This window comes from Bradyrhizobium sp. CCGB01, from assembly GCF_024199795.1.
Classification (GTDB): Bacteria; Pseudomonadota; Alphaproteobacteria; order Rhizobiales; family Xanthobacteraceae; genus Bradyrhizobium.
In genome coordinates, this window is record NZ_JANADK010000001.1 from 4,457,263 (window position 1) to 4,475,318 (window position 18,056).

Here is an 18,056-nt window from a genome sequence, read left to right on the forward strand (position 1 = left end):
CCGTAATTGAGTACCTGAGAGGTCCGGAAGGTGCCGTCAGCCAGCTTCCGGAGCGGGGCATCTGTTGACGGTTGGGGTTGGCCATGGCTGAGCCGGCGAAGCTCGTCAGCGCGATATCGGATTCCGTGCCTGCCGTTCCCGGCCTCGTCTGGGCGTTCCGCCTGCACAGTGACGGCAGCGCCGAGCCGCTGCCGATCGACCGGCCGGTCGAGTTCAGCCATGACGGCCGGCTCTGGCTGCATTTCAACCTGACCGATGCGCGCGTGCGGCCGTGGATCGCGGAATCGAGCCTGCCACCGCTTGCGCGCGACCTCTTGCTGTCCAACGACACGTTCCAGCAGCTTCACGTCATCGACCACTGCGTCTACGGCGTCTTCTCCGATCTCGTGCGCGATATCGACAGCGCAACGGAGGAGACCGCGTTCCTGCGTTTCGCCATGACCGAGCATCTTCTCGTCAGTGGCCGCCATCAGGCGCTGTGCTCGGCGGATGCGACGCGCCGGGTGCTCGAAGGCGGCTACCGCGTCGACAATGTCGCCCACCTCCTGGAAAAGATCGTCGACGAGGTCGCCGACACGCTGGACCGGATGGCGGACAAGCTCGGCCAGGAGATCGACGACATCGAGGAACGGATTTTGGCCGACGACGCCAAGCCGGAGATGCGCCGCAATCTCGGCCGGCTGCGCCGGACCTGCGTCAGGCTGCATCGTCAGCTCACCGGCCTGCGCGTGCTGTTCCACCGCCTCGATCAGAAGAACACCGATCATCTCTCGCCGGCCTTGCGCATCCACGCCGGCAAGCTGGCGCAGCGGCTGGACGGGCTCGACCACGACATCGTCGAGCTCCGCGAACGCAGCCGCCTGCTCGAGGAGGAGCTGCGCTTCAAGAACGAGGAGGAGAGCAACCGCCACCTCCACACGCTCTCGATCGTGACCTCGCTGTTGCTGCCGCCGACCCTGATCACCGGCATCTTCGGCATGAACACCAAGGGCTTGCCGCTGACCGATGTCGAGAGCGGATTTCTCTGGGCGGCGCTCTTGATGGCCTCGTCGGTCGCCGCGGCCTATCTGTTCATGCGGCGCACGGGCATCTTCAAATAGCGTGCGTTGATCGTGAGTTGGAGTATCCATAAATCTCTGGCGATCGCGATTGCGCTCGCCTCGGCAACAGCGAGCACGCGTGCGCTCGCCGGCGCTAAGGACGAGAGCGCGGCCGAATGGCTGTTTCCGAAATGGTTCAACGAGTGGCATGACGGCCTCGCCAACAAGGGCCTGAATTTCGGCGCGACCTATATCGCGGACAACATCGCCAACGTTTCAGGCGGCGTGAAGCGCGGCGCCATCCATTTCGGCCGGCTCGATCTGTCGGTCGATGCCGATCTCGACAAGCTGGTCGGCTGGACCGGCGGCCGCTTCTACGCCAATGCGTTCGTGATCTACGGCCAGGGGCTGTCCCGCAACTACGTCATGAATCTCGCGACCATCAGCGAGATCGAGGCGCTGCCGGACCAGCGGCTCTACAACGCCTATTTCGAGCAGAGCTTCTTCAATGATCGCCTGAACATCCGGGCCGGCCAGCAGGCCGCCGATGTCGAGTTCTTCGACAGCCAGACCGACGACCTCTTCATCAACGGCACGTTCGGCTGGCCCGCTATCAAGGCGAGTAATCTTCCGGCCGGCGGTCCGGCACCGCCGATCGCAGTGCCCGGCATCCGCATCAAGGCCGCGCTGACGGACAACATCACGGCGTTCGGCGCGGTGTTCAACGGCGATCCGTCAGGCCCGGGCGATCAGGATCCGCAGCTGCGCGACCATCATGGCCTGGCCTTCCGCGTCAACGATCCGCCGTGGCTGATCGGGCAGGTCCGCTTCAACTACGACATCGATTTCGGACGTCCGCTCGCCGGCAATTTCACGCCGGGCGCCTGGAAGCATTATGGCGCGTTCGACAGCCAGCGTTTTACGGCCGAGGGGCTCTCGATCGCCGATCCCGGCGGGAGCGGTATTCCCGCAAAACTTCGCGGCAATTACGGCATCTTCGCCGTGATCGAGCAGGTGCTGTATCGCCCGCCGGAGGTCAAGGACAACTCGACCTCGGCCTCGCTCCCTGGCGTCACCGCCTTCGGCCGCATCGCCTACAGTCCGCCGGATCGCAACCTGATCGACCTTTATCTCGACGGCGGCATCGGCTTCGTCGGCTTCACGCCGGGGCGGCCGCTCGACCGCTTCGGCGTGGCGATGGCCTATATGCGGATCTCGAACACCGCGCGCAATCTCGACGTCGACACGCAGGTCTTCACCGGCATCCAGAGCCCGGTGCGCAGTAACGAGACGCTGATCGAGATGATCTACGAGGCGCACATCAAGCCGGGCTGGCTGATCGCGCCTTACTTCCAATACGTGTTCAGGCCTTCCGGCGGCATCCCGAATCCGAGCGATCCGACCGGCGTGTCGCGGATCGGTGACGCCGCAGTGTTCGGCGTCACCACCACGATCAGGTACTAGGCCATCGCAGGTTTCGATTGCGGCTTCGGCTGCCGCGACAGCGCCAGCACGATCAGCGAGGCGAACACGCAGAGCGCGCCGGCGATGAAGAACGCGGGCAGATAGCTCTGATAGACCGTCCGCGAGAAACCGGCGCCGAACGCGGCGGTGCCCGCGCCGAGTTGATGGCCGGCAAAGATCCAGCCGAACACCAGATTGGCGCGCTCGGGTCCGAACTTCTGCGCGGTCAGGCGCACCGTCGGCGGCACCGTGGCGATCCAGTCGAGCCCGTAGAACATCGCGAAGATCGACAGGCCGTAGAACGAGAAATCACTGAAGGGCAGGAAGATCAGCGAGAGCCCGCGCAGGCCGTAGTACCAGAACAGGAGGTAGCGGTTGTCGTAGCGATCCGAGAGCCAGCCCGACATGATGGTGCCGAAGAAGTCGAAGATGCCCATCGCGGCGAGCAGGCTCGCGGCCTGCACCTGCGGGATGCCGAAATCGAGGCACATCGGGATCAGGTGCACCTGGACAAGGCCGTTGGTGGAGGCACCGCAGACGAAGAAGGTCGCGAACAGGATCCAGAACGCGCGCGACTTCGAGGCGTCGCGCAGCGTACCGAGCGCAACGCCGGTGATCGAGCCGTGGCTGACCGGAGGGGCGGGCAGGGGGGCGGTGCCTTCGTCGCCGAACGGGCGCAGGCCGACGTCGCTCGGCCGGTCACGCATCGCGAGCAGCACGGCGAGTGCGGAAACACAGAGCGCGATGCAGACGAAGCCGAGCGCGAGCCGCCAGCCGTAACGTTCGGTGAGGCTTGCGAGCAGCGGCAGGAACACGAGCTGGCCGGTGGCGACGCTCGCCGTCATGATGCCGACGACGAGGCCGCGCCGCGCCGCGAACCAGCGCGTCGCAATGGTCGCGCCCAGCACCAGCGCCGTCATGCCGGTGCCGATGCCGATCACCACGCCCCACAGCGCGACGAGCTGCCAGACCTGCGTCATGCCGAGCGAGGCCACCAGTGCCGAGACGACGATGAGCTGCGCGGTGAGCGTCACGTTGCGCAGGCCGTAGCGGTTCAGAAGCGCAGCCGCGAACGGCGCCATCAGTCCGAACAGGATGAAGCGGATCGACAGCGCGGAGGAGATCTCCGCCGTGCTCCAGCCGAACTCCTGCTGGAGCGGAACGATGAACACGCCGGGGGCGCCGACCGTGCCGGCGCTGATCAGCGCGGTGAGGAAGGTCACGCCGACCATCACCCAGCCGTAGTGGATATTGCGGCGGGAGAGCGCTGCCGCGAGCCAGTTCGAGATCATTGGGCCTCAATCTTGATGGGCAGATCGCAAGAGACCTGCGCGAGTTTGCACAATGGCACGGGACGTGTCTGTCGGAAATGACAGAGTTCCCTCATTTCCGGACTTTCGTGTCAGCGCGCGATCCGCTCCACCGCGATCGCGGTGGCTTCACCGCCGCCGATGCAGAGTGCCGCGACGCCGCGCTTGAGGTTGTTGGCCTCGAGCGCATGCAGCAGCGTCACGATCAGCCGCGCGCCGGTGGCGCCGATGGGGTGGCCGAGCGCACAGGCGCCGCCGTTGATGTTGAGTTTGTCGCGGGGAATGCCGAGGTCACGCTGCGCCGCCATGGCGACGACCGCAAACGCTTCGTTGATCTCGAACAGGTCGACGTCGCCGGCGCTCCAGCCGACCTTGTCGAGCAGCTTGCGGATGGCCGGGATCGGCGCCGTCGTGAACCATTGCGGCTCCTGGCTGTGGGTGGCGTGACCCTTGATCTCGGCGATCGCGGGTAGCCCATTGCGATCGGCGAGCGAGCGCTTCGTCAGTACCAGCGCGGCGGCGCCGTCGGCGTTCGCGGAGGATGCGGCCGGCGTGATGGTGCCGTTGGCGCGGAATGCCGGCTTCAGCCCGGGAATTTTTGCGGGATCGACCTTCAGCGGATGCTCGTCATTGGCGACGATGCGCGAGCCCGCTTTCTCGGTCAGCGTGATCGGCGCGATTTCGGCCTTGAACGCGCCGCCCTCGACGGCCTTGCGCGCACGGCTGAGCGTCTCCATCGCATAGGCGTCCTGATCCTTGCGCGTGAACTGATAGGCTTCCGCGGTGGCCTCGCCGAAATCGCCCATGGAGCGGCCGGTCTCGTAGGCGTCCTCGAGGCCGTCCATCATCATGTGATCGATGATGCGGTCATGGCCAGCGCGATAGCCGCCGCGTGCCTTCGCGAGCAGATAGGGCGCGTTGCTCATGCTCTCCATGCCGCCGGAGACGACGATCTCGGCCGAGCCGGCGCGAATGATGTCGTGCGCCAGCATGGTCGCCTTCATGCCGGAGCCGCAGACCTTGTTGACGGTGGTCGCGCCGGTGGCATCGGGCAGACCCGCAGCGCGCGCGGCCTGGCGCGCCGGCGCCTGGCCCTGTCCGGCCGGCAGCACGCAGCCCATGAACACCTCGTCCACCCTTTCGGGCGCGAGCCTGGCGCGCTCCAGCGCCGCGCCGATCACGTGGGATCCGAGCTTGTGCGCGGGGAGCGGCGACAACTCGCCCATGAAGCGGCCGAGCGGGGTGCGGGCGGCGGAGACGATGACGACGGGATCGGCGGCTTCGGCCATGACAAGAACTCCCTGCGATGATCTGTAAGATTATGATCATCATATGATGCGGCGCAAAAAATGCAACCGCGCCCGGCATGAGAAAATGTCGTGGTTCGGATGAGATTTGGTCGTTCGATCGGAGGAGGGGGCCGCCACACAGAACCCTGTCATCGCCCGCCTTGTGCGCACTTGCGCACTGGGGCGGGCGATCCAGTATTCCAGAGACCCGCGTTGGCGAACTCGCTCGTGCTACTAGCGCCGCGGCGTACTGGATGCCCCGCCCCCCGTGCGCAATTGCGCACTAGGCGGGGCATGACACCGTCTTTGAGGGAGCTGCTCTCTAAACTACCGCTTCCTGTTCACAAACGCGCCCATCAGCCGCGTCGGCTCGTCGGTCAAAAACGACTCGCCGAACACCTTGACGCTGAGGTTGACCGACTCCGTCAACGGCAGTTCCTCCCACTGCCGCAGCAGCGCCTTCTGCGACCGCAGCGCCTCGGGACCGCATTCGAGCAGGGCGTTCACGAGATGCTCGACCGCCGCATCCAGTCCGCCGTCCGGCGCGACCTTGTCGACCAGTCCCCAGGCCAGCGCCGTCGGCGCGTCGATGTTCTCGGCCGTCATCACCAGCCAGCGCGCGCGGGCCCAGCCGATCAGGCGCGGCAGCAGCGCGGCATGGATCACCGAGGGGATGCCGACGCGCACCTCCGGCATGCCGAAATGCGCATCATGCGCCGCAACCCGGAAATCGCAGGCGGCCGCCACTTCGAGCCCGCCGCCGAGGCACCAGCCGGGCATGCGCGCGATCACGGGGGCGGGGAACTGGCGCACGGCCTCGCAGAGATCGCGCAGGCGGCTGATGAAGGCCTCCGCTGATTTCTGGTCGAGCTTCGCCATCTCCTTGATGTCGGCACCGCCGATCATGCTCTTTTCGCTCTGGCCGCGCAGCACCACGACGCGGATGCTGCGGTCGGAGGCGAGCTGCTGCAGTCCCTCGCGCACCGCGTCGGTCACGGGCGAGCCCAGAATGTTCAGCGAGCCCGCATTGCAGATCGCGACATGAACGACGCCGCGCGCATCGCGCTCCACGCCGCAGTGATTGTTGAGCATTTCCATCGTGGCATCTCGAAGGTTTCGTGGACAGGCGCGAGGCGCGCCGGTCGGCATCACTTCCGGGCCGAAACGCATTGCTTGTCAAGCGGGCGAGGGAGGCAGAGTTGCCAGCACGAAGTCCGCAGCATAGTATGACGAATATCATTCAAAGAGGCGGCCATGACCGACAACGATCAACTCGACCTGTTTTCGCCGGCGCAACGCCGCGAGCGCGTGGTGGACTGGCAAGTACCTGCGCCGGTTGCGAAAGTGGCGATGGGCCTTTCAGGCATGGATGCGATGCTGGGCATCCGCGATGGCCGGTTGCCGCCGCCACCATTTGCAAAGTTGATCGGTTTCACCATGGCGGTGGTCGAGCCGGGCCGGATCGTCATGGAACTGGAGCCGCGCGAGGATCTCGAAAATACCATCGGGCTCCTGCACGGGGCGACCGCCGCGGCGTTGATCGATACCGCCATGGGCTGCGCGATTTCGACGCGGCTGGAGGCGGGGCAATCGTCCGTGACGCTCGACCTGAAAATGACGTTCCTGCGGCCGCTGTCGATTCGTTCCGGCCTGATTTCAGCGGAGGGCAAGATCATCAAGCTGGGACGGCAGACCAGCTACACCGAGGGGTTCGTGCGCGACGGCAAGGGCGCGCTCGCAGTCCATGCAACTGCAACCTTTTCAATGATCGGCAATAACTTAACGTGAATTAATACACCGTCCGGTCCATTTCTGTGTTATGAGATGATCTCCGACATTCAATGGGACCCGTATGCGCTATTCCCGGGAACACAAGCAGGAAACCCACGACCGCATCGTGAAGAAAGCCTCGGTGCGGCTGCGCGAAAAGGGTGCCCACGGCATCGGCGTCGCCGACCTCATGAAGGAGGCGGGCCTGACCCATGGCGGCTTCTATGCGCATTTCGACTCGCGCGAGGCGCTGGTGATCGAGGCCTTCGCCTACGCCATGGACCGCTCGATGGAGCATTGGCGCAAGCAATCGGATCAGGTCGCGCCCGAGAAGCAGCTTGGCCAGATCGTCGAGACCTATCTCTCGGCGCTGCACCGGGACAATCCCGGCCATGGCTGCTCGATCCCCGCGCTGGGCGCCGAGATCGCCCGCGAGAGCCCGAAGACGCGCAAGGCGTTCGCCGGCAAGCTCGACGAGATGGTCGAGATGATGGCGGACTTTATCCCCGACGTGCCGCGCAAGGCCGCGCGCAAGCAGGCGATTGCGACGTTGGCCACGATGGCCGGTACCATGCTGCTGGCCCGCATTGCCGGCTCGAGCGAACTGTCGGACGAGGTGCTGAAGGCGGGCAAGGACAGCGCACTCGACGGCACCAAACGTGAGCCGAAGGTGGCAGCGGCGAAGAAGGCGAAGCAGAGCTAGATGCCGTTGAATGCGTAGGGTGGATTAGCGAAGCGTAATCCACCTCGCTGGTTTCCGTGCAAGCAGAAGCGGTGGGTTACGCCTTCGGCTAACCCACCCTACGAAGTCCGCCCCGCAAACAACGCCCGCTCGCGCTCGACAATCTCCGAGATGTAATCCGCGACAGCCCTGATCCGCGCGAGGTCTTTGCTGTCTGCGTGCATCAGCATCCAGAATGTCCGCGTGATCGAGATTTCCTCGGGCAGCACCGCCACGAGCTGCGGATAATCGCTCGCCATGAAATGCGGCAGCACGGCGATGCCGAAGCCCGCGAGCGTGGCGTTGAGCTGCGCGATCAGATTGGCGCTGCGCAGGCGCGCAGAGATCCGCGGCGACACCTGCGGCAGATAGTCGAGCTCCGGCGTGAACAGCAGTTCCTCGATATAGCCGACGAAGCGATGCTGCGGCAGCACCTCGCGCGACGTGATCTCGGGGAAACGTTCGAGATAGGCCGGCGCCGCATAAAGCCCGAGCCGATAGTCGAGCAGCTTGCGCCCGACGATGCGGCCTTCCTTCGGCATGGTCAGGCTGATGGCGATATCGGCCTCGCGCTTGGAGAGGCTGAACAGCCGCGCGGTGGCCACAAGTTGCAGGTCGAGATCCGGGTAGCGGTCGGCGAACGGCGCCAGCCGCGGCGCCAGGAAGGCGGTGCCGAACCCGTCGGGCGCACCGATCCGGACCGTGCCGGTCAGCCGTGCCACGGAGCCGCCGACCTGCTCCTGGTTGGCGACGATGGTCGATTCCATCGTTTCGGCGCTGTCGGCGACGCGCTGGCCGGCCTCCGTGAGGAGATAGCCGGTCTTGCGCCGGTCAAACAGCTTGGCCGAAAGGTGCTTCTCCAGCCGGTCCACGCGGCGGATCACCGTGGCATGGTCGACCCCGAGCTGTTTTGCCGCAGCCGACACCGAGCCGCCCCGAACGATGGCCAGCACGAAGCGGAAGTCGTCCCAATCGATGTGACCTTGATCCAGCATTTTCGCACATCTATGGTGCATTATCTCAGACTTGAATCCCAATAAATGCAGGTCGATAGGATTTGTCAAAGCGTTCAAGCTCGGCCTCAAGGAGATCATTCCATGCGTTCAGTCGGACATTTCATCGGTGGCAAGGAAGTGAAGGGCACGTCGGGCCGGACGGCGGACGTCTTCGAGCCGATGACCGGTGACGTCCAGGCCAAGGTCGCACTGGCGTCCAAGGCCGAGGTCCGGGCCGCCATCGAGAACGCCCGTGCCGCCCAGCCGGAATGGGCCGCGACCAACCCGCAGCGCCGCGCCCGCGTGATGATGAAGTTCGTCGAGCTGGTGCAGCGTGACTACGACAAGCTCGCCGAGCTGCTCGCCCGCGAGCACGGCAAGACCGTGCCGGACGCCAAGGGCGACATTCAGCGCGGCCTCGAAGTCGCGGAGTTCGCCTGCGGCATCCCGCATCTGATGAAGGGCGAGTACACCGAAGGCGCCGGCCCCGGCATCGACATCTATTCCATGCGCCAGGCGCTCGGCGTCGTCGCCGGCATCACGCCGTTCAACTTCCCGGCGATGATCCCGATGTGGAAGTTCGCCCCCGCCATCGCCTGCGGCAATGCCTTCATTCTGAAGCCGTCCGAGCGCGACCCCGGCGTGCCGATGCTGCTCGCCGAGCTGATGATCGAGGCGGGCCTGCCGGCCGGTATCCTCAACGTCGTCAACGGCGACAAGGAAGCGGTCGACGCCATCCTCGACGATCCCGATATCAAGGCCGTGGGCTTCGTCGGCTCCACGCCGATCGCGCAATACATCTATGAGCGCGCGGCACAGACCGGCAAACGCTGCCAGTGTTTCGGCGGCGCCAAGAACCACGCCATCATCATGCCCGACGCGGACATGGACCAGGCCGTCGACGCGCTGATCGGTGCCGGCTACGGCTCGGCCGGCGAGCGCTGCATGGCCGTCTCCGTCGCCGTCCCCGTCGGCAAGTCCACCGCCGACCGGCTGATGGAAAAGCTGATCCCGCGCGTCGAGTCGCTCAAGATCGGCACCTCGATCGATCCGTCGGCCGATTACGGTCCGCTGGTGACCCGCGAGGCGGTCGAGAAGGTCAAGAGCTACATCGACATTGGCATCAAGGAAGGCGCGACGCTCGCCGTCGACGGCCGCGGCTTCAAGATGCAGGGCTACGAGAACGGCTTCTATCTCGGCGGTTCGCTGTTCGACAACGTCACCAAGGACATGCGGATCTACAAGGAAGAGATCTTTGGCCCGGTGCTCTCGGTCGTGCGTGCGCACGACTACAAGGAGGCGCTGGCGCTGCCGTCCGACCATGACTATGGCAACGGTGTTGCGATCTTCACCCGCGACGGCGACGCCGCGCGCGACTTCGCGGCCAAGGTCAATGTCGGCATGGTCGGCGTCAACGTGCCGATCCCGGTGCCGATCGCCTATTACACCTTCGGCGGCTGGAAGAAGTCGGGCTTCGGCGATCTCAACCAGCACGGCCCGGACTCGGTCCGCTTCTACACCAAGACCAAGACGGTGACCTCGCGCTGGCCGTCCGGCGTCAAGGAAGGTGCGGAGTTCTCGATCCCGCTGATGAAGTAGTCCTCTCAGGAGCGAGGCCGGGATGCAATTCGCTCTGAACGAGGATCAGGTCGCGGTTCGCGACATGGCGTTGGCGTTTGCGGCGGAAAAGATCGCGCCGCACGCGTTGCGCTGGGACGAGGAAAAGCATTTCCCCGTCGACGTGATGCGCGAAGCCGCGACGCTCGGCATGGGCGGCATCTACATCCGCGAGGATGTCGGCGGCTCCGCCATGACGCGGTTCGACGCGGCGCTGATCTTCGAAGCGCTGGCGACGGGCTGCCCGACGACTTCGGCCTTCATCTCCATCCACAACATGGCGAGCTGGATGATCGATGCCTATGGCAGCGACACCCAGCGCCACACATGGCTGCCAAAGCTCTGCATCATGGAGCTGATCGCGAGCTACTGCCTGACCGAGCCGGGTGCCGGCTCCGACGCGGCAGCCCTGCGCACCCGCGCCGTGCGCGACGGCGATCATTACGTGCTCAACGGCCAGAAGCAGTTCATCTCGGGCGCCGGCGGCACCGACCTTCTGGTCGCGATGGTGCGCACCGGCGGCGATGGCCCGGGCGGCATTTCGACCCTCGTCATCGATGGCAAGACGCCGGGCGTGTCGTTCGGCGCCAATGAACGCAAGATGGGCTGGAACGCGCAGCCAACCCGCGCCGTGATCTTCGAGAACGCCCGCGTGCCGGTCGCCAACCGCCTCGGCGAGGAGGGCGTCGGCTTCAAGATCGCGATGGCCGGCCTCGACGGCGGCCGTCTCAACATCACGGCGTGCTCGCTCGGCGGCGCACAGACGGCGCTCGACAAGGCGCGTTCCTACATGAAGGAACGCAAGGCGTTTGGAAAACGTCTCGACGAATTCCAGGCGCTGCAATTCCGCCTGGCCGACATGGCGATCGAGCTGGAGGCCGCGCGCACCTTCCTGTGGCGTGCCGCCGCCGCGCTGGACCGCAAGGATCCTGACGCCACCATGCTGTGCGCGATGGCAAAACGCTTCGGCACCGATGTCGGTTTCGAGGTCGCCAACCACGCGCTGCAGCTTCATGGCGGCTACGGTTACCTCAGTGAATACGGCATCGAGAAGATCGTGCGCGACCTGCGCGTGCACCAGATCCTCGAAGGCACCAATGAAATCATGCGGCTCATCGTGGCGCGCAAACTGATCGAGGGCGCGCGATGAGTTCAGTGGAAGAGGGCGATCTCATCGTCCGCCGCGAGGGCGCGGCGGGCGTAATCCGCCTCAACCGTCCCAAGGCGATCAATGCCATGACGCTGGAGATGTCCATCGGCATAGACGCGGCGCTCGATAAGTTCGAGAGCGATCCGGAAGTGGCCGTCATCATCCTGGAAGGCTCCGGCGAACGCGGGCTTTGCGCTGGCGGCGATATCCGCGGCCTCTGGGAGAGCTCGCGCGAAGGCGGTGATCTCGGCGCGCGGTTCTGGCGCCAGGAATACATCATGAATGCGCGGATCGCGAAGTACCCGAAGCCGTACGTCGCATTCATGGATGGTCTCGTGATGGGGGGCGGCGTAGGGCTATCAGGCCACGCAAGCCATCGTGTCGTGACGGATCGAACCAAGCTCGCGATGCCCGAGGTCGGGCTGGGCTTTTTCCCTGACGTTGGCGGCACCTGGCTGCTATCGCGCTCGCCCGGCGAGATCGGCACTTACTTTGGCCTGACCGGCCAGACCATGAACGGCCCCGATGCGATCCACGCGAAATTCGCGGACGCCGTGGTGCCGGCGGCCAAATGGCCCGAGCTGCGCGAGGCGCTGACCAAGGTTCGTCCCGACGTGACTGCGGCCGAGGTCACCAAGCTCGTCAACGGCTATGCGACGGGCGAGACCGCGGGGCCCGTCGCCGCAAATGAGCCTGCTATCGACGCATTGTTCGGCTTCGACCGCATGGAGGATATCGTCGCCGCGCTCAAGCGCGACGGCTCCGAATTCGCGCTGGCCACGCTGAAGACACTCAACGAAAAATCTCCGCGCGGCATGGTGGTGACGCTGAAGCTGTTGCGGCTGGCGCGCACGGCGTCGAGCCTGGAAGAGTGTCTGGTGTGCGAATATCGCGCCGCGCGGGAAGTCTTCCGCAGCGACGATTTCCGCGAGGGCGTCCGCGCGGCCGTGATCGACAAGGACCGCAATCCGACCTGGTCGCCGCCACGCATCGAGGATGTCACGCCGGAGATGCTTGCGCCGTATCTCGCCGGGATCGGTACTGATGAGCTGAAGTTCAACTAACAACGCCAAGCGGAGGAAACGAAGATGGCCACGATCGCATTCATCGGTCTCGGCAACATGGGCGGCCCGATGGCCGCCAACCTGGTCAAGGCCGGCCACAAGGTCGTCGCCTTCGACCTCGTCGAAGCCTCGCGCGCGCAAGCCAAGGCGGACGGCGCCGGCATTGCCGACAGTGCGCCCGCCGCGGTGAAGGGCGCCGATGTCGTCGTCACCATGCTCCCCGCAGGCAAGCATGTGCTGGGCGTCTGGAGCGAGGTCGTTCCCGCCATGAGCAAGGGCGCGCTGATCATCGACTCCTCCACCATCGACGTCGAGAGCGCGCGGCAGGCCCACGCGCTCGCAGCCAAGAACGGCATTCTCTCGGTTGACGCGCCGGTCTCCGGTGGCACCGGCGGCGCCAAGGGCGCGACGCTCACCTTCATGTGCGGCGGCGAGGAGAACGCGTTCGCGGCGGCCAAGCCCGTGCTGGAGAAGATGGGCAAGAAGATCGTCCATTGCGGCGGCGCCGGCGCGGGGCAGGCGGCAAAGATCTGCAACAACATGATCCTCGGCATCTCCATGATCGCGGTGAGCGAGGCGTTTGCGCTCGGCGAGAAGCTCGGCCTCTCGCACCAGGCGCTGTTCGACGTCGCCTCGACCTCATCGGGCCAGTGCTGGTCGCTGACGACCTATTGCCCGGTTCCGGGCCCGGTGCCGACCTCGCCGGCCAACAACGACTACAAGCCGGGTTTTGCCTCGGCGCTGATGGTGAAAGATCTGACCCTGGCGCAGGACGCTGCCAAGGCCGCTGGCGCGGCGACGCCGCTCGGCAAGCATGCGCAGGAGATCTATCAGTCTTTCGACGCAGCCGGGCAGGGCGGGGTGGATTTTTCCGGAATTATCAAGCACGTTCGCGGCCTCGCTGGAAAATAGCGAGGCTTCGTAGCCCGGATGGAGCGAAGCGAAATCCGGGACAGCTTCGTCGAAGGGCGTAGCCGGCTCGGATTGCGCTTCGCTCCATCCGGGCTACGCTCGAAGGTCAATTCGACGGGCTCTGACCATGACGACATTTCAGGAAGCGCGCGCGTTTCTGCTTCATCACCGCACGGACTACGAGACCGCGGTCAAAGGTTTCCGCTGGCCCGATCCGGTTCCCTTCAACTGGGCGCTTGACTGGTTCGACGCCGAGTTGGCGACGAATGCGGAAACTAAGGACCAGCCCGCGCTCTGGATCGTCGATGCCGCCCAGGACAAGCAGACAAAACTGTCCTTCGCGGCGCTGTCGCAGCGCTCCAATCAGGTCGCCAACTTCCTCCGCGCACAGGGCCTGAAGCGCGGCGACCATCTCCTGCTGCTGCTCGGCAACGTGGTTCCGCTGTGGGAGACGATGCTGGCTGCGATGAAGCTCGGCGTCGTCGTGATCCCCGCGACCACGCTGCTCACTGCCGAGGAACTTCGCGATCGGCTCGATCGCGGCAAGGCGAAGGTGGTGGTGGCTGCCGAAGACCAGGTCGCGAAATTCGCAAGCCTCGGTGCCGGGAACATCGTCCGCATCGTCGTCGGCGCGGCCTCCGATGGCTGGCTTGCCTATGACGAGGCGGCGAAGGCGCCTGAGAGTTTTGCGGCCGACGGCCCGACCAACGCCGACGACCCGATGCTGCTCTATTTCACCTCGGGCACGACGGCCAAACCAAAACTGGTGCGGCACAGCCAGCGCAGCTATCCCGTCGGCCACCTCTCGACCATGTACTGGATCGGGCTGAAGCCCGGCGACGTCCATCTCAACATCTCTTCGCCCGGCTGGGCCAAGCACGCCTGGAGCTGCTTCTTCGCGCCGTGGAATGCCGGCGCGACCGTGTTCGTCGTCAACCAGCCGCGCTTCGATGCCAAGGGCCTGCTTGCCACCATCGGCCGCTGCGGCGTCACCACGCTGTGCGCGCCGCCGACGGTGTGGCGGCTGTTCATCCAGGAGAACCTTGCATCGTTCAAGGTGGCCTTGCGCGAGGTCTGCGGCGCCGGCGAGCCGCTCAATCCTGAAGTGATCGACCAGGTGCAGGCCGCCTGGGGCCTCACCATCCGCGACGGCTACGGCCAGACCGAAACCACCGCGCTCGCGGGCAACTCGCCGGGTCAGAAGATCAAGGTCGGCTCGATGGGCCGCCCGCTGCCGGGCTATCGCGTGCAGGTCAGCGATGCCGACGGCCATCCGGCGAAGGAGGGCGAGGTCGCGCTGGTGCTGGGCGCTGACCGCCCCGCCGGCCTGATGCAGGGCTATCAGGGCGACGACGGCAAGTTGTCGGGCGCGGAAGGCGAGCTTTATCGCAGCGGCGACGTCGTGTTCGAGGACGAGGACGGCTATCTCACCTTCGTCGGCCGTTCCGACGACGTCTTCAAGTCCTCCGACTATCGCATCAGCCCGTTCGAGCTGGAGAGCGTGCTGCTGGAGCACGAGCTCGTCGCCGAGGCCGCCGTGGTGCCGAGCCCCGATCCGATCCGGCTCGCGATCCCCAAGGCCTTCGTGCTGCTGACTTCGGGCGCGGAGCGCTCGCCGGCGACGGCGCTGTCGATTTTCCAGCATCTGCACACGCGCCTTGCGCCGTTCAAGCGGATCCGACGCCTTGAAATCGTCACCGAACTGCCGAAGACGATCTCTGGAAAAATCCGCCGGGTGCAGCTACGCAGGCTCGAACGCGACGATGATCGCAACGATCCGCTGCGCGGCCGGGAATTCCGTGAGGAGGATTTTCCGGAGCTGCCGAAAACACGGAGTGAGGCCTAAGTGAACGAAGTCTGGAAGAAGCCGCCGATTTCCCTGGAAGCCTATCAGGCCATGGTCGGCAAGGAGATCGGCGTGTCGTCGTGGCACCTGGTCGATCAGCCCCGCATCGACACCTATGCCGACGTGATCGAGGATCACCAGTTCATCCATGTCGATCCCGAGCGCGCCAAGAAAGAGACCGCGTTCGGCACCACCATCGCGCACGGCTTTCTCACGATGTCGCTGCTGTCGATCATGTCCTACGAGGTGATGCCGGTGATCGCAGGCACCACGATGGGCGTCAATTACGGTTTCGACAAGCTGCGCTTCATCTCGCCGGTGCGCTCGGGAAAACGCGTTCGCGGCCGTTTCGTGCTGGCGGAAGCCAAGCTGCGCAAGCCCAACGAATTGCAGTCCCGCACCAACGTCACCGTGGAGATCGAAGGCGAGGACAAGCCCGCGCTGGTCGCGGAGTGGCTGGGCCTGATCTATTTCGCCTGAACAGGGCCGTCATGGCCGGGCTTGACCCGGCCGTTCAGCACTGCTCAAAAGCTGTCCAAATCTCGCGCGGAGCCTTCTCACCCTCTCCCCCTGTGGGAGAGGGTGGCTTCGCGGAGCGAAGCCGGGTGAGGGGTCTCTCTCCGCGGACTCGCTCGCAGAGACAACCCCTCATCCGGCGCTTCGCGCCACCTTCTCCCACAATGGGAGCAGGAAGAAGAAGCAGGAATTTCACTCATGGCAATCAGGTTCGACGGACGCGTCGCCATCGTCACCGGCGCGGGTAATGGCCTCGGACGCGCGCATGCGCTGGGGCTGGCCAGCCGCGGCGCAAAAGTCGTCGTCAACGATTTCGGAGGCGCGCGTGACGGCAGCGGCGGCTCGCTGTCGCCGGCCGAAGCCGTGGTCGAGGAGATCCGCAAGGCCGGTGGCACCGCGATGGCCGACGGCGCCGACGTCTCCAATTTCGAACAGGTCACCGCCATGGTCGCGCGCGCCACCAAGGAATGGGGCAGCGTCGATCTGATGTGCGCCAATGCCGGCATTTTGCGCGACAAGTCGTTCGGCAAGATGGAAGCGGCCGATTTCCAGAAGGTGCTCGACGTGCACCTCGTCGGCACCTTCTATTGCTGCAAGGCGGCCTGGGCCGGCATGCGCGATCGCAATTACGGTCGCATCGTGCTGACCACGTCGTCCTCCGGCCTCTACGGCAATTTCGGCCAGGCCAATTACGGCGCGGCGAAATCCGGCATGGTCGGTCTGATGAACGTGCTGGCCGAGGAGGGCCGCAAGAACAACATCCGCGTCAACATCATCTCGCCGACGGCGGCGACCCGCATGACCGAAGAGCTGCTGCCGCCGCAGGCGCTGCAGCTGATGAAGCCGAACGCGATCACGCCCGCGGTCGAGTACATGCTGAGCGAGGACGCGCCGACCCGCACCATCATGGGCGCCGGTGCAGGATCGTTTGCCGTGATCAAGATCCTGGAGAGCGAAGGCATCAACCTGCCGGAAGCTGAGTGGACGCCGGACGCGGTTGCTGCACATTTCGAAGAGATCAGCGACATGTCGAAGGCCAAGGCGCTGCAAGGCGCGTTCGAGCAGACGCAGAAATACGTGGCCCAGGCCGCGGCACGGGCGGGGATCAAGCTCTGACAGCCGTCGCCGTCATCGGCGCCGGTCCCGCCGGGCTGATGGCGGCGGAGGTGCTGGCGCAGGGCGGTGCCCGCGTCACCGTGTATGACGCCATGCCGTCCGCGGGCCGAAAGTTCCTGATGGCCGGCCGCGGCGGTCTCAACCTCACCCACAGCGAGCCGCTGCCGCAATTCATGGCGCGCTATCGCGAGGCGGCACCGAAGCTGCAGGCGGCGATCGAGGCCTTTTCGCCGGACGGCTTGCGGGCCTGGAGCGAGGCCCTTGGCGAGCCGACCTTCGTCGGCACCAGCGGGCGGGTGTTTCCAAAGGCATTCAAGGCCTCGCCCTTGTTGCGCGCCTGGCTGCGCCGGCTCGATGCCGCCGGGGTGCGCTTTGCCTTCCGTCATCGCTGGACCGGCTGGGACGGCGAGGGGCGGCTTCAGTTTCAAACGCCAGATGGCGCGCGGGCCATCGCGGCCGGCGCGACGGTGCTCGCACTTGGCGGCGCAAGCTGGCCGCGGCTCGGCTCGGATGGCGCGTGGGTCGATTATCTCGCCGCAAGGGGCGTTGCCATCTCAAAGCTCCGGCCGGCCAATTCCGGCTTCACGGTCGCATGGTCCGATGTGTTACGCGATCGGTTCGAGGGCCAGCCGCTCAAGGGCGTGGCGCTGACGGTCGGCGCGCACACGGTGCGCGGCGAGGCGATGATTACCCGAAGCGGCATCGAAGGCGGCGCGATCTATGCGCTGTCGGCGGAGCTGCGCGAGGCGGTGCTGGGGATCGGGCAGGCGCGACTTTCGATCGCGTTGCGGCCCGACCTCGATGCCGCCGCGCTGACCACGCGCCTGTCGGGCACGCGCGGCAAGCAATCGCTGGCGAATTTTCTGCGCAAGGCGGCGCAATTGTCGCCGGTCGGCATCGGCCTGATGCAGGAAGCGGCCATTGCATCCGGCCGCACGCTGGCGGCGCTTTCGCCGGCAGAGCTCGCCCAGCTGGTGAACGCCATTCCGGTTCAGCTCACCGGCGTCGCCCCGATCGATCGCGCCATCTCGACCGCGGGCGGGATTGCCTTCGATGAGCTCGACGCCGACTTCATGATCCGCAAGCTGCCCGGCGTGTTCGCCGCGGGCGAGATGCTGGACTGGGAAGCGCCGACCGGCGGCTATCTGCTGCAGGCGTCGTTTGCGACGGGGACTGCCGCGGGTCGGGGTGTGGTGAAGTGGCTCAACCGCTAAACACCGTCATTGCGAGCGCAGCGAAGCAATCC

Annotated in this window: 15 protein-coding genes and 1 pseudogene; 12 read left to right on the top strand and 4 right to left on the bottom strand. The window is 65.6% G+C overall.

Features of this window, described 5'->3' with window-relative positions; genetic code table 11:
* Positions 1-83 precede the first annotated feature (83 nt).
* Positions 84-1,100 carry a transporter gene (locus NLM25_RS20300; protein WP_254138121.1) on the top strand — a complete coding sequence of 339 codons (1,017 nt, stop codon included), beginning with the start codon at positions 84-86 and terminating at the stop codon, positions 1,098-1,100.
* 12 nt (positions 1,101-1,112) lie between these two features.
* Positions 1,113-2,504: a carbohydrate porin gene (locus NLM25_RS20305; protein ID WP_254138122.1), complete on the top strand. Its 1,392-nt coding sequence runs from the start codon at positions 1,113-1,115 to the stop codon at positions 2,502-2,504.
* Here NLM25_RS20305 and NLM25_RS20310 read toward each other — a convergent pair.
* The 3 genes from NLM25_RS20310 to NLM25_RS20320 all read right to left on the bottom strand — a co-directional run bounded on the left by NLM25_RS20310 (position 2,501) and on the right by NLM25_RS20320 (position 6,201).
* Positions 2,501-3,796 carry an MFS transporter gene (locus NLM25_RS20310; protein ID WP_254138123.1) on the bottom strand — a complete coding sequence of 432 codons (1,296 nt, stop codon included), beginning with the start codon at positions 3,794-3,796 and terminating at the stop codon, positions 2,501-2,503. The two genes, NLM25_RS20305 and NLM25_RS20310, sit on opposite strands and share 4 nt — an antisense overlap.
* Before the next feature lie 110 nt (positions 3,797-3,906).
* A complete protein-coding gene (locus NLM25_RS20315) occupies positions 3,907-5,103 on the bottom strand; it encodes an acetyl-CoA C-acyltransferase (protein WP_254138124.1) in 1,197 nt (398 codons plus the stop codon).
* A gap of 327 nt (positions 5,104-5,430) precedes the next feature.
* Positions 5,431-6,201 (bottom strand): enoyl-CoA hydratase, encoded by a 771-nt coding sequence (locus tag NLM25_RS20320; protein ID WP_254138125.1) that lies wholly within the window; start codon positions 6,199-6,201, stop codon positions 5,431-5,433.
* A gap of 156 nt (positions 6,202-6,357) precedes the next feature.
* Here NLM25_RS20320 and NLM25_RS20325 point away from each other — a divergent pair, with 156 nt between their 5' ends.
* Both NLM25_RS20325 and NLM25_RS20330 read left to right on the top strand, forming a co-directional pair.
* Entirely contained in the window at positions 6,358-6,891 is a 534-nt protein-coding gene (locus tag NLM25_RS20325) for a PaaI family thioesterase (protein WP_254138126.1), read from the top strand.
* Positions 6,892-6,955: 64 nt separating this feature from the next.
* The gene (locus tag NLM25_RS20330) at positions 6,956-7,576 is read left to right on the top strand and encodes a TetR/AcrR family transcriptional regulator (RefSeq protein WP_254138127.1); all 621 of its coding nucleotides are present in this window, start codon (positions 6,956-6,958) and stop codon (positions 7,574-7,576) included.
* Between the two features lie 98 nt (positions 7,577-7,674).
* On the opposite strand, the gene NLM25_RS20335 is transcribed toward NLM25_RS20330, so the two are convergent.
* Positions 7,675-8,589, bottom strand: coding sequence for a LysR family transcriptional regulator (locus NLM25_RS20335; protein ID WP_254138128.1), 915 nt, complete (start codon positions 8,587-8,589; stop codon positions 7,675-7,677).
* Positions 8,590-8,691: 102 nt separating this feature from the next.
* Between NLM25_RS20335 and NLM25_RS20340 the strand changes: the two genes are divergently transcribed.
* The 8 genes and pseudogenes from NLM25_RS20340 to NLM25_RS20375 all read left to right on the top strand — a co-directional run bounded on the left by NLM25_RS20340 (position 8,692) and on the right by NLM25_RS20375 (position 18,024).
* Positions 8,692-10,188 carry a CoA-acylating methylmalonate-semialdehyde dehydrogenase gene (locus tag NLM25_RS20340; protein WP_254138129.1) on the top strand — a complete coding sequence of 499 codons (1,497 nt, stop codon included), beginning with the start codon at positions 8,692-8,694 and terminating at the stop codon, positions 10,186-10,188.
* Positions 10,189-10,210: 22 nt separating this feature from the next.
* On the top strand, positions 10,211-11,356 hold the full coding sequence (locus NLM25_RS20345; protein ID WP_254138130.1) for an isobutyryl-CoA dehydrogenase: 1,146 nt from the start codon (positions 10,211-10,213) through the stop codon (positions 11,354-11,356).
* Positions 11,353-12,420 (top strand): enoyl-CoA hydratase/isomerase family protein, encoded by a 1,068-nt coding sequence (locus NLM25_RS20350; RefSeq protein WP_254138131.1) that lies wholly within the window; start codon positions 11,353-11,355, stop codon positions 12,418-12,420. Before NLM25_RS20345 ends, NLM25_RS20350 begins: the two co-directional genes overlap by 4 nt.
* Positions 12,421-12,441: 21 nt before the next feature.
* Positions 12,442-13,332: pseudogene (gene mmsB, locus NLM25_RS20355) on the top strand (3-hydroxyisobutyrate dehydrogenase); the annotation flags it as partial.
* A 127-nt stretch (positions 13,333-13,459) separates the two neighbouring features.
* Complete coding sequence (locus NLM25_RS20360) at positions 13,460-15,178, top strand: AMP-binding protein (RefSeq protein WP_254138133.1); 1,719 nt, start codon at positions 13,460-13,462, stop codon at positions 15,176-15,178.
* On the top strand, positions 15,179-15,658 hold the full coding sequence (locus tag NLM25_RS20365; RefSeq protein WP_254118627.1) for a MaoC family dehydratase: 480 nt from the start codon (positions 15,179-15,181) through the stop codon (positions 15,656-15,658).
* Between the two features lie 234 nt (positions 15,659-15,892).
* A complete protein-coding gene (locus NLM25_RS20370) occupies positions 15,893-16,810 on the top strand; it encodes an SDR family NAD(P)-dependent oxidoreductase (protein WP_254138134.1) in 918 nt (305 codons plus the stop codon).
* On the top strand, positions 16,807-18,024 hold the full coding sequence (locus NLM25_RS20375) for a TIGR03862 family flavoprotein (RefSeq protein ID WP_256570975.1): 1,218 nt from the start codon (positions 16,807-16,809) through the stop codon (positions 18,022-18,024). Before NLM25_RS20370 ends, NLM25_RS20375 begins: the two co-directional genes overlap by 4 nt.
* The last annotated feature ends 32 nt before the right edge of the window (positions 18,025-18,056 follow it).